13 protein-coding genes are annotated in these 15280 nt (G+C 69.8%); 6 read left to right on the top strand and 7 right to left on the bottom strand.

Annotated elements, in window-relative coordinates; translation table 11 throughout:
* Positions 1 to 28: 28 nt before the first annotated feature.
* The 6 genes from gyrB to dnaA all read right to left on the bottom strand — a co-directional run bounded on the left by gyrB (position 29) and on the right by dnaA (position 9739).
* Positions 29 to 1972, bottom strand: a complete 1944-nt coding sequence (gyrB, locus tag P696_RS0111185; protein WP_084337229.1) for a DNA topoisomerase (ATP-hydrolyzing) subunit B — start codon at positions 1970 to 1972, stop codon at positions 29 to 31.
* Between the two features lie 669 nt (positions 1973 to 2641).
* Positions 2642 to 3166: a DciA family protein gene (locus P696_RS44755; RefSeq protein ID WP_157429623.1), complete on the bottom strand. Its 525-nt coding sequence runs from the start codon at positions 3164 to 3166 to the stop codon at positions 2642 to 2644.
* A 61-nt stretch (positions 3167 to 3227) separates the two neighbouring features.
* Positions 3228 to 4430, bottom strand: coding sequence for a DNA replication/repair protein RecF (gene recF / locus P696_RS44750; protein WP_084337227.1), 1203 nt, complete (start codon positions 4428 to 4430; stop codon positions 3228 to 3230).
* Between the two features lie 163 nt (positions 4431 to 4593).
* The gene (gene gnd, locus P696_RS0111170) at positions 4594 to 5514 is read right to left on the bottom strand and encodes a phosphogluconate dehydrogenase (NAD(+)-dependent, decarboxylating) (RefSeq protein WP_026412407.1); all 921 of its coding nucleotides are present in this window, start codon (positions 5512 to 5514) and stop codon (positions 4594 to 4596) included.
* 143 nt (positions 5515 to 5657) lie between these two features.
* Entirely contained in the window at positions 5658 to 6788 is a 1131-nt protein-coding gene (dnaN, locus tag P696_RS0111165; protein WP_026412406.1) for a DNA polymerase III subunit beta, read from the bottom strand.
* A gap of 602 nt (positions 6789 to 7390) precedes the next feature.
* On the bottom strand, positions 7391 to 9739 hold the full coding sequence (dnaA, locus tag P696_RS0111160) for a chromosomal replication initiator protein DnaA (protein ID WP_425394142.1): 2349 nt from the start codon (positions 9737 to 9739) through the stop codon (positions 7391 to 7393).
* Positions 9740 to 10528: 789 nt separating this feature from the next.
* On the opposite strand from dnaA, the gene rpmH reads away from it, so the two are divergent.
* From rpmH to P696_RS0111145, 5 genes are all read left to right on the top strand, one after another.
* Complete coding sequence (rpmH, locus tag P696_RS54215) at positions 10529 to 10666, top strand: 50S ribosomal protein L34 (RefSeq protein ID WP_021592695.1); 138 nt, start codon at positions 10529 to 10531, stop codon at positions 10664 to 10666.
* 450 nt (positions 10667 to 11116) lie between these two features.
* Positions 11117 to 11431: a ribonuclease P protein component gene (gene rnpA, locus P696_RS54205; protein ID WP_084337303.1), complete on the top strand. Its 315-nt coding sequence runs from the start codon at positions 11117 to 11119 to the stop codon at positions 11429 to 11431.
* Positions 11428 to 12015 carry a membrane protein insertion efficiency factor YidD gene (gene yidD, locus P696_RS59250; RefSeq protein ID WP_026412404.1) on the top strand — a complete coding sequence of 196 codons (588 nt, stop codon included), beginning with the start codon at positions 11428 to 11430 and terminating at the stop codon, positions 12013 to 12015. Before rnpA ends, yidD begins: the two co-directional genes overlap by 4 nt.
* Positions 12008 to 12973: a membrane protein insertase YidC gene (gene yidC / locus P696_RS0111150; RefSeq protein ID WP_026412403.1), complete on the top strand. Its 966-nt coding sequence runs from the start codon at positions 12008 to 12010 to the stop codon at positions 12971 to 12973. Before yidD ends, yidC begins: the two co-directional genes overlap by 8 nt.
* Positions 12974 to 13009: 36 nt before the next feature.
* Positions 13010 to 13495 carry a Jag family protein gene (locus tag P696_RS0111145; RefSeq protein WP_026412402.1) on the top strand — a complete coding sequence of 162 codons (486 nt, stop codon included), beginning with the start codon at positions 13010 to 13012 and terminating at the stop codon, positions 13493 to 13495.
* A 175-nt stretch (positions 13496 to 13670) separates the two neighbouring features.
* Here P696_RS0111145 and P696_RS57385 read toward each other — a convergent pair whose 3' ends face one another.
* On the bottom strand, positions 13671 to 14162 hold the full coding sequence (locus P696_RS57385) for a DUF6458 family protein (RefSeq protein ID WP_034484132.1): 492 nt from the start codon (positions 14160 to 14162) through the stop codon (positions 13671 to 13673).
* Between the two features lie 226 nt (positions 14163 to 14388).
* On the opposite strand from P696_RS57385, the gene rsmG reads away from it, so the two are divergent.
* A complete protein-coding gene (gene rsmG, locus P696_RS0111135) occupies positions 14389 to 15039 on the top strand; it encodes a 16S rRNA (guanine(527)-N(7))-methyltransferase RsmG (RefSeq protein ID WP_026412401.1) in 651 nt (216 codons plus the stop codon).
* Positions 15040 to 15280: the final 241 nt, after the last annotated feature.

The following is a 15280-nucleotide window of genomic DNA, read 5'->3' as shown; positions in this document are numbered from 1 at the left end:
ACCTCTGCTCTAGTGGTTTCCGGCGGACTCAGATGTCCAGGAAGCGGACGTCCTTGGCGTTGCGCTGGATGAACTCGCGGCGCGGCTCGACCTCCTCGCCCATCAGGACGCTGAACAGCTCGTCCGCCTGCGCGGCGTCGTCCAGCTGGATCTGCATCAGGACGCGGCGGTCCGGGTCCATCGTGGTGTCCCAGAGCTCGTCGGCGTTCATCTCACCGAGGCCCTTGAACCGCTGGACCTGGTCGCGCGGGCGCGGGTCGCGCTTGCCGGCCGCGATGCCCTGCTCGATGACCTGGTCGCGCTCGGGGTCGGAGTAGGCGTAGTCGGCGTCGCTGCCGCGGGCGTCCCACTTGATCTTGTACAGCGGTGGCTTGGCCAGGTAGACGTGGCCGGCCTCGATCAGCGGTCGCATGAACCGGAACAGCAGGGTCAGCAGCAGCGTGTTGATGTGGTGGCCGTCCACGTCGGCGTCCGACATCAGGATGATCTTGTGGTAGCGCAGCTTGGTGATGTCGAACTCGTCGTGCACCCCGGTGCCGAGGGCGGTGATGATCGCCTGGACCTCGTTGTTCTTGAGGATCTTGTCGATCCGCGCCTTCTCGACGTTCAGGATCTTGCCGCGGATCGGCAGGATGGCCTGGTACATCGGGTTGCGGCCGCCCTTGGCCGAGCCGCCGGCGCTGTCGCCCTCGACGATGTAGACCTCGGACATCGCCGGGTCGGTGGACTGGCAGTCCGACAGCTTGCCGGGCAGCGAGGTCGACTCCAGCAGGCTCTTGCGCCGGGTCAGGTCGCGCGCCTGGCGGGCCGCGACGCGGGCGCGCGCCGCCTGCGTGGCCTTGTTGATGATCTCCTTGGCCTCGCCCGGGTTCTCCTCGAACCAGTCGCGCAGGTGCTCGTTGCACGCCTTCTGGACGAAGGACTTGGCCTCGGTGTTGCCGAGCTTGGTCTTGGTCTGGCCCTCGAACTGCGGGTCGGCGAGCTTGATCGAGATGATCGCGGTGAGACCCTCGCGGACGTCCTCACCGGTGAGGTTGTCGTCCTTGTCGCGGAGCAGGCCCTTGTCGCGCGCGTACCGGTTGACGATCGTGGTCAGCGCGGCGCGGAAGCCCTCCTCGTGGGTGCCGCCCTCGGCCGTGTTGATCGTGTTTGCGAAGGTGTGCACGGACTCGGCGTACGACGCGTTCCACTGCATCGCGATCTCCACCGACATGCCCTCGGTGTCGTCGCTGAAGTAGATGACCGAGTCGTGGACCTGTTCCTTCTTCGCGTTGATGTAGCGAACGAAGTCCTCGATGCCGCCCTCGTAGTAGAAGGTGACCTCGCGCGGAACGCCCTCTTCGTCGATGTGGTCGGGACGCTCGTCCCGCAGGCTGATCGACAGGCCCCGGTTCAGGAACGCCATCTCCTGCATGCGGCGCGACAGCGTCTCGAACGACCACTCGGTGGTCTCGAAGACGTCCGGGTCGGCCCAGAAGGTGATCGTGGTGCCGGTCTCGTCGGTCGGCTCGCCCTTCTCCAGCGGGCCGAGCGCGCCCTTCCAGTTGTAGGACTGCCGCCAGAAGTGGCCGTCGGTGCGGATCTCGGCGTCCAGGCGGGTGGACAGCGCGTTCACCACCGCGGAGCCGACGCCGTGCAGGCCGCCGGATACCGCGTAGGACTTGCCGTCGAACTTGCCGCCCGCGTGCAGCGTGGTCAGCACCAGCTCGACCGCCGGCTTCTTCTCCACCGGGTGTAGACCGACCGGGATGCCCCGGCCGTTGTCGGTGACGCGGACGCCGTTGTCGGCCAGCAGCGTGACCGTGATCGTGTCGGCGTATCCGGCCAGCGCCTCGTCGACCGAGTTGTCGACGATCTCGTAGACCAGGTGGTGCAGGCCGCGTTCCCCGGTCGACCCGATGTACATGCCAGGGCGCTTGCGCACCGCCTCAAGACCCTCAAGGACAGTGATCGAACTAGCGTCGTACGCCAAAGGAGATCCTCCTGCCGGGGACGCTCGCCGTCCCGCGATTGACGCGGTGTGCCCCGTAACACACGTAAGGGACGCCCACTACTCCTCGTCGGTGTCGGACAGAGCCTGGGCGACCCACGGCGGCGCAACATCCTGAACCTTCACCATCCTACCCGCTCAGAACCCGGAAAGAGGCACTGAAGGCCGCTGTGCGCGCGTGTGCCGCTCGAACGGGCCCGGAGATGCATCCCCCCATGGATCCAGGGGTGTTCTCCGCCCTACGGCACGCTCGCGCCGCGCCGCACCGGATCGCTCCGAACGCATGTTCCCATTCACCTCTGACACTCCCCTCCAGGCCTCTGACCTGCGCTCCCACACCCGTCCAGGACCGGAAAACGCCGTCCCACCAGCCTGCCGCTCCGAACCCGCCTTTCACACTCGGGCCCCAAACTGTGGATAACTCTCCGCCAACCCCTGTGTCGCCCAGAACACACGCGCACGAGCAACCCTGCGACGCCCCGTCCGACGGCCGCTCCGGGCACGCTTCTTGGACACGCGTGGGCGCGCACGCGTGTCCAAACGGGCAGACCTGTGCGTCGGGAGAGGACGGCCCGGCAGGGCTAGGGCGTGTCTCAAAGTCGGCGCCCGTGGCGAGCGGCGCGCAGTAAGGCAGGTGGCTTTGAGAACGCCCTAGCGGACGCGCCAGGCGCCGGTCCGGCGGGGGCCGGACGAGGGGCCGACGACCTTGACACGCTTGACGGTGCCGTGGCCGAGCTGTTCGTTCAGGCGGCGGACCAGCGTGGACGACAGCAGGCGGAGCTGGGTCGCCCAGGTGGTGGAGTCCGCGACGACGGTGAGCTCGCCCTCGTCGAACTTCTCGGGACGGGTGTGCTCGGCGAGTTCAGGGCCCACCAGGCCCGCCCAGTTGCCGAACACGCCGCCGACCGCGGCGCGCTGCTCCCAGCCCCGCGTCGCGAGCAGGTCGCGGATCGCGTTGCCGAACGGCTTGGGGTCGCCACCGCGCCCCGGCTCGCGAACGCGTCCGGTTCCGGGCGGGGCCTTCCGCTTGCGTCCCTGGCCCGGGAGGGTGCCGCGCTTCAACGCGTCCGCACGAGCCTGGGCCAGCGCCTCGCGCGCGAGCTCGATCCCCGACTTGGCCGGGGCTTCGGAAGCGGCGGAAGCCCCGGAATCCACCGATCCAGAGGGGTTATCCACATCCCGTGGATCCTTGTTCACCGTTCCTCCCCCTTCTGGAACCGGACGCGTCGCGCGGAGATCAACCCGCCGTCACTTCCTCGTCGTCCCCCGCCTCACCGGCTGCGGCGTCCGCACCCGTCCCCTTGGGCGAGGGCGAGCCGGCGATGACGGCGCCGTCCGCGACGTTGAAGGTGGTTCCGGTGAGTTCGGCCGGAACGTCCGCGGGTACGGCGGCGGTGATCAGGACCTGCTCGGCAGGCGCGACCATCTCGGCCAGGCGGCTGCGGCGGCCCGCGTCCAGCTCGGCGAAGACGTCGTCCAGGATGAGGACGGGGTCGTCCCCGTCCGCGCGCAGGAGCTCGAAGGCGGCGAGGCGCAGGGCGAGGGCGAACGACCACGACTCGCCATGGGACGCGTAGCCGCGCGCCGGAAGGTCCCCAAGGCGCAGGACGAGTTCGTCGCGGTGCGGGCCCACCAGGCTGACGCCGCGTTCCAGCTCCTGCTTGCGCGCCTCCGCCACACCGCCCAGCAGTTGCTCGGCGACTTGTGCACGGTCTGTGGACAACTCGACGCCCTCGCCCAGCGAGCTGCGGTACGTCAGATCGGCCGCGCCGCTGTGGGGGGCGAGTTCGGCATACGCGCGCGCGACGAGCGGACGCAGCGCCGCGACGAGTTCGACACGGGCGGCGAGAAGCTCCGCCCCCGTGCGCGCGAGATGCGTGTCCCAGACGTCCAGCGTGGCCAGAACCTCGGGGCCGGGGGAGCGGCGGTGCGCAGCCGCCGACTTCAGCAGGGCGTTGCGCTGCTTGAGAACGCGCTCGTAGTCGGAGCGGACACCCGCGAAACGCGGCGCGCGCGCCGTCAGCAGCTCGTCCATGTAGCGGCGTCGCTCACCCGGATCGCCCTTCACCAGCGCCAGGTCTTCGGGCGCGAACAGGACGGTCCGGAGCATCCCCAGGATCTCGCGCGGCCTGGGGACGGGGGAGCGGTTCAACCGGGCGCGGTTGGCCTTGCCCGGATTGACCTCCAGCTCGATCAGGGCCTTGCGGTCGTCCTTCACCACCCCCGCGCGCACGATGGCGCGCGGCGCGCCCTGCCGGACGAGCGGTGCGTCCGTGGCGGCGCGGTGGCTGCCGTGCGTCGCGACGTACCCGATCGCCTCGACCAGGTTCGTCTTGCCCTGCCCGTTCGGCCCCACGAACGCCGTGACGCCGCGCGTCAGCGGCACTTCGGCCGTCGCGTACGAGCGGAAGTCCTGGAGCGAGAGATGGGCGACATGCACGAGACACGAGGGTAGGCCCTCGCACCAGGCGTCCGGCACGCCTCCGGCCCAACACGTGTGTCCGCCGTCCCGCTCGCACAGGCTGTGGACAACTCCTCCGAACGGCCGAGCCCCGGCGTCCCCAGGGCGGGGATGCCGGGGCTCGGTCGGCCGGGGGCAGCAGTCAGAGCTTGGGCGGGACGACGTCCGCGCCGGGTGAGTCGGCGCCCTTGGCGGACTCGACGGCGTGGCCGCCGAACTGGTTGCGGAGGGCGGCGACGATCTTCATGGCGGGGGAGTCGTCCTGGCGGGAGGCGAACCGCGCGAACAGGGACGCGGTGATCGCCGGCAGCGGGACGGCGTGGTCGACGGCGGCCTGGACGGTCCAGCGGCCCTCGCCGGAGTCGTTGGCGTAACCGCGGATGTCGTCCATCTCCGGGTCCTCCGCGAGCGCGCGGTTCATCAGGTCCAGCAGCCAGGACCGGATGACCGTGCCCTCCTGCCAGGACCGGAAGGTGCCGGGGACGTCGGTGACGACGTCGGAGGCCTCGATCAGCTCGTAGCCCTCGCCGAACGCCTGCATCATCGCGTACTCGATGCCGTTGTGGACCATCTTCACGAAGTGGCCCGCGCCGATCCGGCCCGAGTGGACGAAGCCGAACTCGCCCTCCGGCTTCAGCGTCTCGAAGATCGGCATCATGCGCTTGACGTCCTCGTCGGACCCGCCGACCATCAGCGCGTAGCCGTTCTGGAGCCCCCACACCCCGCCGGACACGCCGCAGTCCACGAAACCGATGCCCTTTTCGGCGAGCTCGGCGCCGTGCTTCTGGTCGTCCACATAGTGCGAGTTGCCGCCGTCGACGACGATGTCGCCGGGCGACAGCACCTCCCCCAGCTTGTGGATGGTCTCGTGGGTCGGCCCGCCGGCCGGCACCATCACCCACACCGCGCGCGGCGCGGGCAGCCGCTCGATCAGCTCCTCGACCGACGCGACGTCGCTGACCTTCGGGTCACGGTCGTAGCCGACCACGGTGTGGCCGCCGCGGCGCAGACGTTCGGCCATGTTGCCGCCCATCTTGCCGAGACCGATGATTCCGAGCTCCATTGCTTCACTCCCCTGCCTGGCGCCGCCGCGCGCGTCACGCGGCGGCGGGATGGTCCCCTTGGTGGGCCCCAGGATGGCTCCTGGCGGCCCCAGATGGCCCCGGATCGTCCCGAGGTCCCCTGTTCTGCCCCCGGACGTGGCGCTTACCCAGAGAGTCGCACAGGCATGATCAGGTACCGGTAGTTGGGGTTCTCCCCGTCCTGCGGCGGCTTGCCCGTCAGGACGGCCGGCTTGGTCGGCGTCGTGAACGACAGCCGCGCGATGTCCGAACCGATCGCCGACAGGCCGTCCAGCAGGAAGCCGTGGTTGAAGGCGATGTCGATGTCCTCGCCCTCCAGCGTGGCCTCCAGGGCCTCCACGGCCTGCGCCTCGTCGCCGGTGCCGGCCTCGAGGACGACCTCGCCCTGGCGGAACGACAGCCGGACGGGCGTGTTCCGTTCGGCGACCAGCGACACGCGCTTGACCGCCTCGATGAACGGAGCGGTCGCGATCTCGGCCAGGCCCGCGTACTCGCTCGGCAGCAGCGAGCGGTACTTGACGAAGTCACCGTCCAGCAGCCGGGAGGTGGTGCGGCGGCCGCCGCCCTCGAACCCGATCATGCCCTCGCCCGCGCCACCCTCGGCGCCGCCCAGGGCGATCGAGACCTCGGCCCCGGCGGTCAGGGACTTGGCAGTGTCGGCGAGCGTCTTGGCGGGCACCAGGGCCACGGCGGAGAAGTCCGGGCGCTCCGGCTTCCAGTGCAGCTCCCGGACGGCCAGCCGGTACCGGTCGGTGGACGCGAGGGTCACGGTCTCGCCCTCGATCTCGACCCGGACGCCGGTCAGCATCGGGATCGTGTCGTCGCGTCCGGCCGCGATCGCCACCTGGGACACCGCGGCGGCGAACTCGTCCGAGCCGACCGAGCCGGCCGCGGGCGGCATCGCCGGGAGCGTCGGGTAGTCCTCCACAGGCATGGTGAGGAGTGTGAACTTCGCCGAGCCGCAGCGGAGCATCACCTTCGCGCCGTCGGTCGTCACCTCCACAGGGTGGGGAGGAAGACTGCGGCAGATCTCGGCGAGCAGACGGCCGGAGACGAGCGCGGTCCCCGGCTCCTCGGTGTCGATGTCGGTGGACACCTGGGCGGACACCTCGTAGTCGAACGCCGACAGCTTCAGCCGGTCGCTCGCCTCGATGTGCATCCCGGCGAGGACGGGCACCGGGGGGCGCACCGGGAGGGTGCGCGCCGTCCAGGCCACGGCGTCGGCCAGGGCGTCTCTGTCGATGCGGAACTTCAAGGGGACCCGCCTCCTGCAGGTTTCGGGCAACGGTGCGCTGGACAGATCTCGGTCCGGGCCGGGCTCGCGGGATTTCCCCAGGCCCTGAGTTGAGATGGATCTTTTCTTGAGTAGAGATAAGAGGAAGTACTAGTCATAGGGGCGGTGGATAGTGTGGACAACCCGCGTTTTCCCAGGTGAGACCCTGAATCTTCGTCCACCGGCCCTGTGCAGGGGACGTGGACGACGCGACGCCGCCTGGGGACGACGAAAAGATCCCCACACGTCGTCCTCATGTCATCCCCCGGTTGTCCACGAGTTGTCCGCAGGTTGTCCCCGCCCTCCCGGCGCCGACGCGGCGCGACGCCCCTCCGGCGGGTGGCACGGACGCTGTTTGCACAGGCCGTCCCCAGGTCATCCACGGACTCGTCCCCATGATGCCGGGCGGCCGTCCCCAGCCGGTCCACAATCCGTCCACGAGTCGTCCTCAGATTCAGCGGGGTTGTCCTCAGGTTTTCCCCCGGGTTATCCACCGTGTGGGGCGGAGTTTTCCCCAGCCTGTGAATGTCGATCTTGTGCGAGCACCCCCGCGAACGGCCGGTTCCGGCGCCTGCCGGGCCGGTTCAGCGCTTGCGCGCCTGGTGCTTGATCCGGCCGGTGAGCTCGGTGACCTGGTTGTAGATCGCCCGCCGTTCGGCCATCAAGCTGCGGATTTTCCGCTCGGCGTGCATGACCGTGGTGTGGTCGCGCCCGCCGAACTGCTGTCCGATCTTGGGCAGCGACAGGTCGGTCAGCTCCCGGCAGAGGTACATCGCGATCTGCCGGGCGGTGACGAGCATCCGGGAACGCGATGGTCCACAGAGGTCCTCGATCGTCGTCCCGAAGTACTCCACAGTCTGCGCCATGATCATCGGGGCGGTGATCTCCGGCCCGGTGTCGTTGGGGATGAGGTCCTTCAGCACGATTTCCGCCAGCTTCATGTCCACCGACTGGCGGTTGAGGCTGGCGAACGCGGTGACGCGGATCAGCGCCCCCTCCAGCTCGCGGATGTTCGTCGCGATCTGGGAGGCGATGAACTCCAGCACGTCCGGCGGCGCGGCCAGGCCCTCCTGGCGGGCCTTCTTCTGCAGGATCGCGATGCGCGTCTCCAGCTCCGGCGGCTGGACGTCGGTGGTCAGGCCCCACTCGAACCGGTTGCGCAGCCGGTCCTCGAGCGTGACGAGCTCCTTGGGCGGACGGTCCGACGAGATCACGATCTGCTTGGACGCGTTGTGCAGCGTGTTGAAGGTGTGGAAGAACTCCTCCTGCGTCTGCTCCTTGCCCTCGAGGAACTGGATGTCGTCCACGAGGAGGATGTCGACGTCCCGGTAGCGGCGGCGGAACCCGTCCGCCTTGCCGTCCCGGATGGAGTTGATGAAGTCGTTGGTGAACTCCTCGGAGCTCACGTAACGCACGCGCGCGCCGTTGAACAGGCTCTGGGCGTAGTGGCCGATGGCGTGCAGCAGGTGCGTCTTGCCCAGGCCGGAGTCGCCGTAGATGAACAGCGGGTTGTACGCCTTGGCGGGCTGTTCGGCCACGGCCACGGCCGCCGCGTGGGCGAACCGGTTGGACGAGCCGATGACGAACGTTTCGAACGTGTACTTCGGGTTCAGCCGTCCGGGCTCTGCCGCCTGCTGTCCGGACGCTCCGCCTCCCGCGGGCGCGGGGGCGGCATCGTCCTTGTAGGACGAGTCGTCGGAACGGAAGGGCTGCTCGTCGGCACCGCCTCCCCGGTAGGGAGGACGCTCGGAACCGCCCTGGAAGATGTCCGAGGGCGGGAACGGCGATCCAGCTCCTGCGCCGCCGTCCGGCCGTCCGCCCCGGGCTCCCTCGCCCCCCGCGCGTTCCGGACGTGCCGTACCGAGCGTGCGGTCGTTCAGGTGCGAGGGCGCGTGCGAGGCGCCCGCTGCCGCGGCGCCGCCCATTCCAGGCCGTCCGTTGGGACGCGGCCCACCGAAGCCGCCATGGTCGGACGCGGGGTAACCACCGTTCTGGTCGGCGGCTGGGCCCTGGCCACCCGGGTAGCCACCGCCGTTCGGCTCTGACACGCCGAAACGGTCCTGGTCTGAACCCGCGTACCGATCCTGGTCGGGCCCCTTGGAAAAACGATCCTGCTCGGACGCGGCGTATCGGTCCTGGTCGGCGCCAGCGGAGAAACGATCCTGGTCGGGCCCACCGGAGAAGCGGTCCTGGTCGGCGCCGGCGGGATATCCACCGCCCTGTGGATTACGGCCCTGCCCCTCGAACGGCGAACGTCCGCCGGCGGGGCCGTAGCCCGCGGGACGGCCTCCGTAGTCGCCGCCACGCGGGGACCAGCCGCGATCGTCGTCCTCGCGCTGAGCCGCCCAGCCGCGGTCGTCCTCGTCACGCTTGGGGGCGGCGGCCCAACCGCGGTCGCGGTCGTCGTCCTGGCCGGACGAGTAGTTGGACGGCCCGTACCCACGGTCGGCGTACGGCTGCTCCGGATAGGGACGTTCGCCATAGGAACGTCCCTCGTAACCCTGGTCGCCGTAGGACGGACGGTCTCGATCCCTGTCGCGGTCCCGCTCACGGTCTCCGCGGTAGGACGGCGCCTCGTCCCCCCTGTAGGGCTGTTCATCGCCTCTATAGGGCTGAGCGTCAGGCTGCCCTTGGCCGCCCTCGTGCGCGGGCGTAGGCGCGGGTGCGGGCGCTTCGGGCTGGACGGTCACCGCTACACGGATCTCCCGGCCGAGCTCTTCGGACAGGGCCTGGGTGATGAGGCCACGCAGCCGGTTCTCCAGGGCGCTCTTGGCGAACTCGTTGGGGGCGGCCAGAAGGGCGGTGTCTTCCACAAGGGCCAGCGGCCGGACGAGCGGGAGCCAGGCCCTGTGGTTGGGAGAAAGGTCACGGTCGGCGAGTGCCGCCACCGCGCGGGCCCAGGCGGATCCGAGGTTCTGTCCGTCCATGCGCATGGCCCCTCCCGAAAGCTCCGGCGTAGTCGTCGCGCGGAGTGCCCCTCAACCCGTCCACCCCACCGGTTCGGGCTGCCACAAAGGCCCGTCGACCATGCGGGAGACTTACTCTCTCACGAGTTGTCCACAGAGTTGTCCACACCATGTGCATGACCATGGGGACGCCTGTGTAAAAGTCCATGGCACGGCCTGAGGGACCGTGGATAACCGGGGAGTAGGTGGTCTCGGCGCACCCTGCGAGACCTGCAGGAACTGGGAGAACCGGTCGGCTGGACCGCACATACCGGGAAACTCGTTCCGTCACTGTAGGGCCTGACTCCGGATGGTCGCAACACGCCTCACGAACCCCGTCCGCACCGTGTTCGTCCCCACAAGATCCACAGTTACCCACAGCTTTCGCGCGGGCGCACGAGCGGAGTCAGGAGTCTTGACAACGGGCCATCGCGCGGGCGCACGAGCCCCTGTGGGAAACGTCTCCAGGCGCATGGACGCGGCCGTCGCGGGGACGCGCGGGGCCTTCCGCGCGTAAGCGGGCACGGTTGTCCCCAGGAGGTGGACGAGGAGCGCCCGTCCGCCGAAGATCGCCAGGTGCCGGGGGCGCTCCGTTTGACCGGATGGGCGAGTAGCCCGTAACGTGCTGAGGTCGAGTCGCATCGACGGAGATGACGCGTGCCCGCCGTCTCGCCCTTTCACGGAGAGCCGGGTGGGCCCCCGCTGCGGGGGACCGGACGCGGCCCGCGGTGCGAATCCTCGAGACTGATCACGCCGACCGCAGCACTGGAGCCTCAAGTGAGCAAGCGTACTTTCCAGCCGAACAACCGCCGTCGTCACAAGAAGCACGGCTTCCGGCTGCGCATGCGCACCCGCGCCGGGCGCGCCATCCTGTCTTCGCGGCGTGGCAAGGGCCGCGCCCGCATCGCGGTCTGACCGACCACTGACGCAATGCTGCCGTCCGGACACCGGATGCGGCGGCGGGACGACTTCACCTTGGCCGTCCGGCGCGGGCGACGCGCCGGACGGCCAACTGTCGTCGTGCACCTGCTCCGCAGGGACCCGTCCGCCGCGCCGTTCCCCGCCGAGGCGCGAGCCGGTTCGCGGCTCGCGAACGCCGTCGCGCCCCGCGACGGGGAGCGCCGGTCGTCCGGACAGGACGGCCACCCCACCGGGCCGGGCGAGCAGCCCGCGTCCGCGTCCGCGCCTCGCGACACTCGCGGGGCGACCTCTGGGGACGCCGTTCAGCAAGCGTCTGTTCGTTCAGCCGCAGAGGCGGTTTCCCGTTCGGCCACGGCGGCGGACTCTCGTTCAGCCACAGGCGAACCACAGCCTGTGGAAAACCGTTCCTCCGGCGCTAACGACACGTCCCGCCCGCTCGTTTCGATGGGTGTGGACAACGAGCCAGGGAACGGCACAGGACGCCAGAACCCCTTGGTACCGGGAGCAACCGGACGCGAGGAGCCCGCACTCGTCGGGTTCATCGTGGCACGGACGGTCGGGAACGCCGTCGTCCGGAACCAGGTGCGGCGCAGGCTGCGTCACCTCGTGCGTGCGCGCCTCGAGCGACTTCCGGAGGGTAGCCTGCTCGTAGTGCGCGCCAACCCCGCAGCGGGAACGGCGCGCGGTGACGAACTGGCCGCTGATCTGGACTCCGCCCTCGACCGGGTGTTGCGGCAGACCACCAAGGGACGGACATGACGAGCGGACCTGCGGGTGCGCGACCTGCGGAATCCCCGGTCGGAACCGGCCGTGCGGATTCCCCGGGCGAAACGGGCGAACCGGGTGCCGCACCGCGCCCCGGTCCGGTCGCCGCTGTCCTGATCCTCTTCGTTCGCGCCTACCGCCGCTTCCTGAGCCCCCTGCTCGGGCAGCAGTGTCGGTTCCAGCCCACCTGCAGCGCCTACGGGCTGAAGGCACTCCAGGAGCACGGCGCGCTGCGCGGCTCCTGGCTGACGGTGCGGCGGATCGCCCGCTGCCATCCGTTCAACCCCGGCGGTTACGACCCGGTTCCGCCGCGCCGCGACCGCGCCTCCGCCGCCGACGCGGATTCCGGCCGTCCGTCCGCGGGCAGCGCCACCGAGCGCGCCGCGTCCGGCACGGACGGGTCCGCCCGGAACGGCGGCGAGCCCGGCCAGAACGGCGACGCCGCGTCCACCGGTCCCGGCCATGCCGGTCCGGACGAGAGCGGCCCGCGCGACAAGGCCGCGGAACCCCCGAAGACCTCCGGCCGCGAGCAGAGCGGCCCCGCCCTAGCAGAGCCCAAGGAGCTGCCCGGTGCTTGACTGGTTGTACACGATCGTCTCCCAGCTCATCGTGTGGATTCACTCCGCACTGAGCCTGGTCTTCCCGAAGGACAGCGGGTGGGCCTGGGGCGGCTCGATCATCCTGCTGACCGTCCTGCTCCGGCTGCTGCTGGTTCCGCTGTTCGTCAAGCAGATCCACGCGTCCCGGAAGATGCAGGAGCTCAACCCGAAGGTCCAGGCGCTTCGCAAGAAGTACAAGAACGACAAGCAGCGCCTCAACCAGGAGGTCATGAAGCTCTACCAGGAGAACGGCGCCAACCCGCTGTCGGGTTGTCTGCCGCTCCTGGTGCAGATGCCGGTGTTCATCGGCCTCTTCCAGGTGCTCAAGCGCATCTCGGACGCCAAGCCGGGCCACGGCGTCTTCAAGATGTCGCCGGACCTGGTCCACAGCGCCCAGAACGCGCCGATCTTCGGGTCGCACATCTCCGACACGTTCCTCAACGCCTGGAGCCACAACCCCAAGAGCTGGAACGCGCTGGTCATCACCGGTGCGGCGGTCGTCATCTCCTCCGTCACCACGTTCTTCACCGTCCGCGCCAGCATGAAGCGCCAGACGCCGATGGCGGACGAGAACAACCCGATGATGCAGGCCCAGAAGATGATGGTCTTCCTGGCCCCCGCGTTCGGCCTGTTCGGCCTCGGGTTCCCGCTGGGCGTGCTCATGTACTGGGTGACGTCCAACTCCTGGACGCTCGCGCAGTCGCACTACATCTACAAGCGCTACCAGTCGCCCGAGGCGCTCGAGAAGGCCAAGGAGGAGGGCAAGACCCCCGCGGCCTCCGGCGCGAAGGCCAAGGCCGGCGCCGGCGCGAAGGCGAAGAAGGGCGAGGACGGGGCCGACGCGGAGACCGCCGACAACGGCGCCGCGCCCAAGGTCGTCCGCAACCAGCCGACGCGTAAGCCGCGCAGCAAGCGCAGCGGCTCCCAGAAGCGCTAGTTTTGACCCCGGTCCGTGCCGAAGAAGGAGATCCCGTTGAGCCAGACCGACACCACCGAGGTCGACGTCCAGGCGCTCGAGCAGGAAGGCGAGATCGCCGCCGACTACATCGAGGGCCTGCTGGACATCGGTGACTTCGACGGCGACATCGACATGGACGTCGAGGGCGAGCGCGCGGTCGTCGCGGTCGTCGGGGCGTCCCTGGACGAGCTGGTCGGCAAGCGTGGAGAGGTCCTGGAGGCGCTCCAGGAGCTGACCCGGCTCGCCGTGCACCGCCAGACCGGCAACCGCAGCCGGCTGATGCTCGACATCGGCGGCTACCGCGAGCGCCGCCGCGCCGAGCTGACCAAGCTGGGCCAGGAGATCTCGGCCGAGGTCAAGCAGGCCGGCGAGGCCAAGCCACTGGCCCCGATGACCCCGTTCGAGCGCAAGATCGTGCACGACGCCGTCGCCGCCGCCGGTCTGCGCAGCGAGTCCGAGGGCGAGGAGCCGGAGCGCTTCGTCGTCGTCCACCCTTCCTGAGCCGTAACGGCGAGCGCCGCCTGTCCGACCCGTTCTCACGGGCCGGGCAGGCGGTTCGTCGTTTCAGGGCGTGTGATTTCGGTTGATTCAGGCGCTCATGTCGGACGTTCGGTAGTCATTGCGTTCAGGCAGGGCCACACGTGCTCGGCTTCAGCCGGTGTTCGGTCGTTGGTGATCAGCGTCGGCGTGGCCCGCGCCGGACCGGCGCCGGAGGGTTCTCCGCGGCCGGATCCTGCGCGATGGCGGGGTCCTGCGCGATGGCCGGATCCTGTGCGACGGCGGGATCCTGCGCCAGTGCGGGATCCTGAGCCTCCGCCGGGTTCTGCGCGAACGACGCATCCCGGGCGGGGTGGTCATCGAGATCCTTGCCGGATACCGGACGTTCGATCACGCGTTCCACGACCTTCGGTTCGTCGGAGCGCTCCACGACGACCTTCTCCACGTGCGGACGTTCCGCCTCGACGTCGTACAGGGGATCCGCGCCCGGCACCTGCTCCGACCGGCGGCGCGGCCGGGTGTAGGCCAGTGTGAAGATCATGCTGATCAGGCCGACGAAGATGAGGATCCAGCCGACCAGGTGGATGTCGAGACCGCTGAGGTCGACCCGTATGGCGAAGGCCAGGATCATCCCCAGGGCGATGAAGGCGAGGCTGACACCGATTCCCATCTCTTGGTGCTCCCTCCCGTGAAGGGCGAGTGACAGCGCCGTCCTCCCTCTACCCGGCCCACGCCGAATATGCGTTCCGGTGCGTTCGGGCCGGTCGTCCGTACCGGTCGCGGACGGACGAAGACGGTCAGAACGAGGCCAAGGGGACGTCCGGAAGGCGCGTGAGCTGGCGTGGCGCCGTCCGCCCAGGTACGCCGCCGCGGGTTTTTGTGGAACGATTCGTCTGGTGGGCACTGCACGTGAGGTATTCGGGGACGCGCTGCCGATCGCGGAACGCTACGCGGAGTTCCTCGCAGACGCGGGCGTCGAACGCGGACTGATCGGTCCGCGCGAGGCCGACCGGCTGTGGGAACGGCATCTGATCAACTGCGCGGTGGTCGCCGAGGCCATCCCGGAGAACGCCAGGGTGGTGGACATCGGGACGGGGGCCGGGCTGCCGGGCCTCGTGCTGGCGATCGTCCGGCCCGATCTGTCGATCACGCTGCTGGAGCCGCTGCTCCGCCGGACGAACTTCCTGAACGAGGCGGTCGAGCTGCTCGGGCTCGAGAACGTCGAGGTCCGCCGCGGCCGTGCCGAGGAGGTCGTCAAGGAGTTCTCCATGGACGTGGCGACCGCCCGGGCCGTCGCGCCGCTGGAACGGCTGGTCCGGTGGGCGTTGCCGCTGCTGCGGCCGGGCGGGGAGCTGCTCGCGATGAAGGGCGAGCGCGCCGCGGCGGAGATCGAGGAGGCCGCTCCCGCGCTCGAGCGATTCGGTGTGCGGACCACTGAACTACTCCAAGTCGGACAAGGTAAGGTCGAGCCGCCGACAACGCTTGTCCGGGTGGTGGCCGAACGCGCGCCGCGTCCCGCCAAAGGGTCGAAAAAGAGGTCTTCATGAGCACGGGACCGGTATCGGGCCGCTCTGGCAGCCCCGACGAATCCGCTGACGAGCAGGCCGCGCACGGCGCGGGCCTTCCCGGACACGCCGATGCGACGGGCCGCCCCGCCGGTCCGTCCGGTCCCGGAGCAGAAGCAGACCAGTCCGGACGGCCCGCTGCGGCCCCCGGCGACGCGGGGGAGCGGCCCGAGGCGCCGCGCCCCGCGCAGGAGGCGGGCTCAGCCCCCTCCGGGCACGCGAT

The organism is Actinomadura oligospora ATCC 43269, assembly GCF_000518265.1.
In the GTDB taxonomy this organism is placed as follows: Bacteria; Actinomycetota; Actinomycetes; order Streptosporangiales; family Streptosporangiaceae; genus Spirillospora; species Spirillospora oligospora.
The sequence above is the reverse complement of the archived record's forward strand: the minus strand, read 5'-3'. Positions and strand labels throughout refer to the sequence as shown.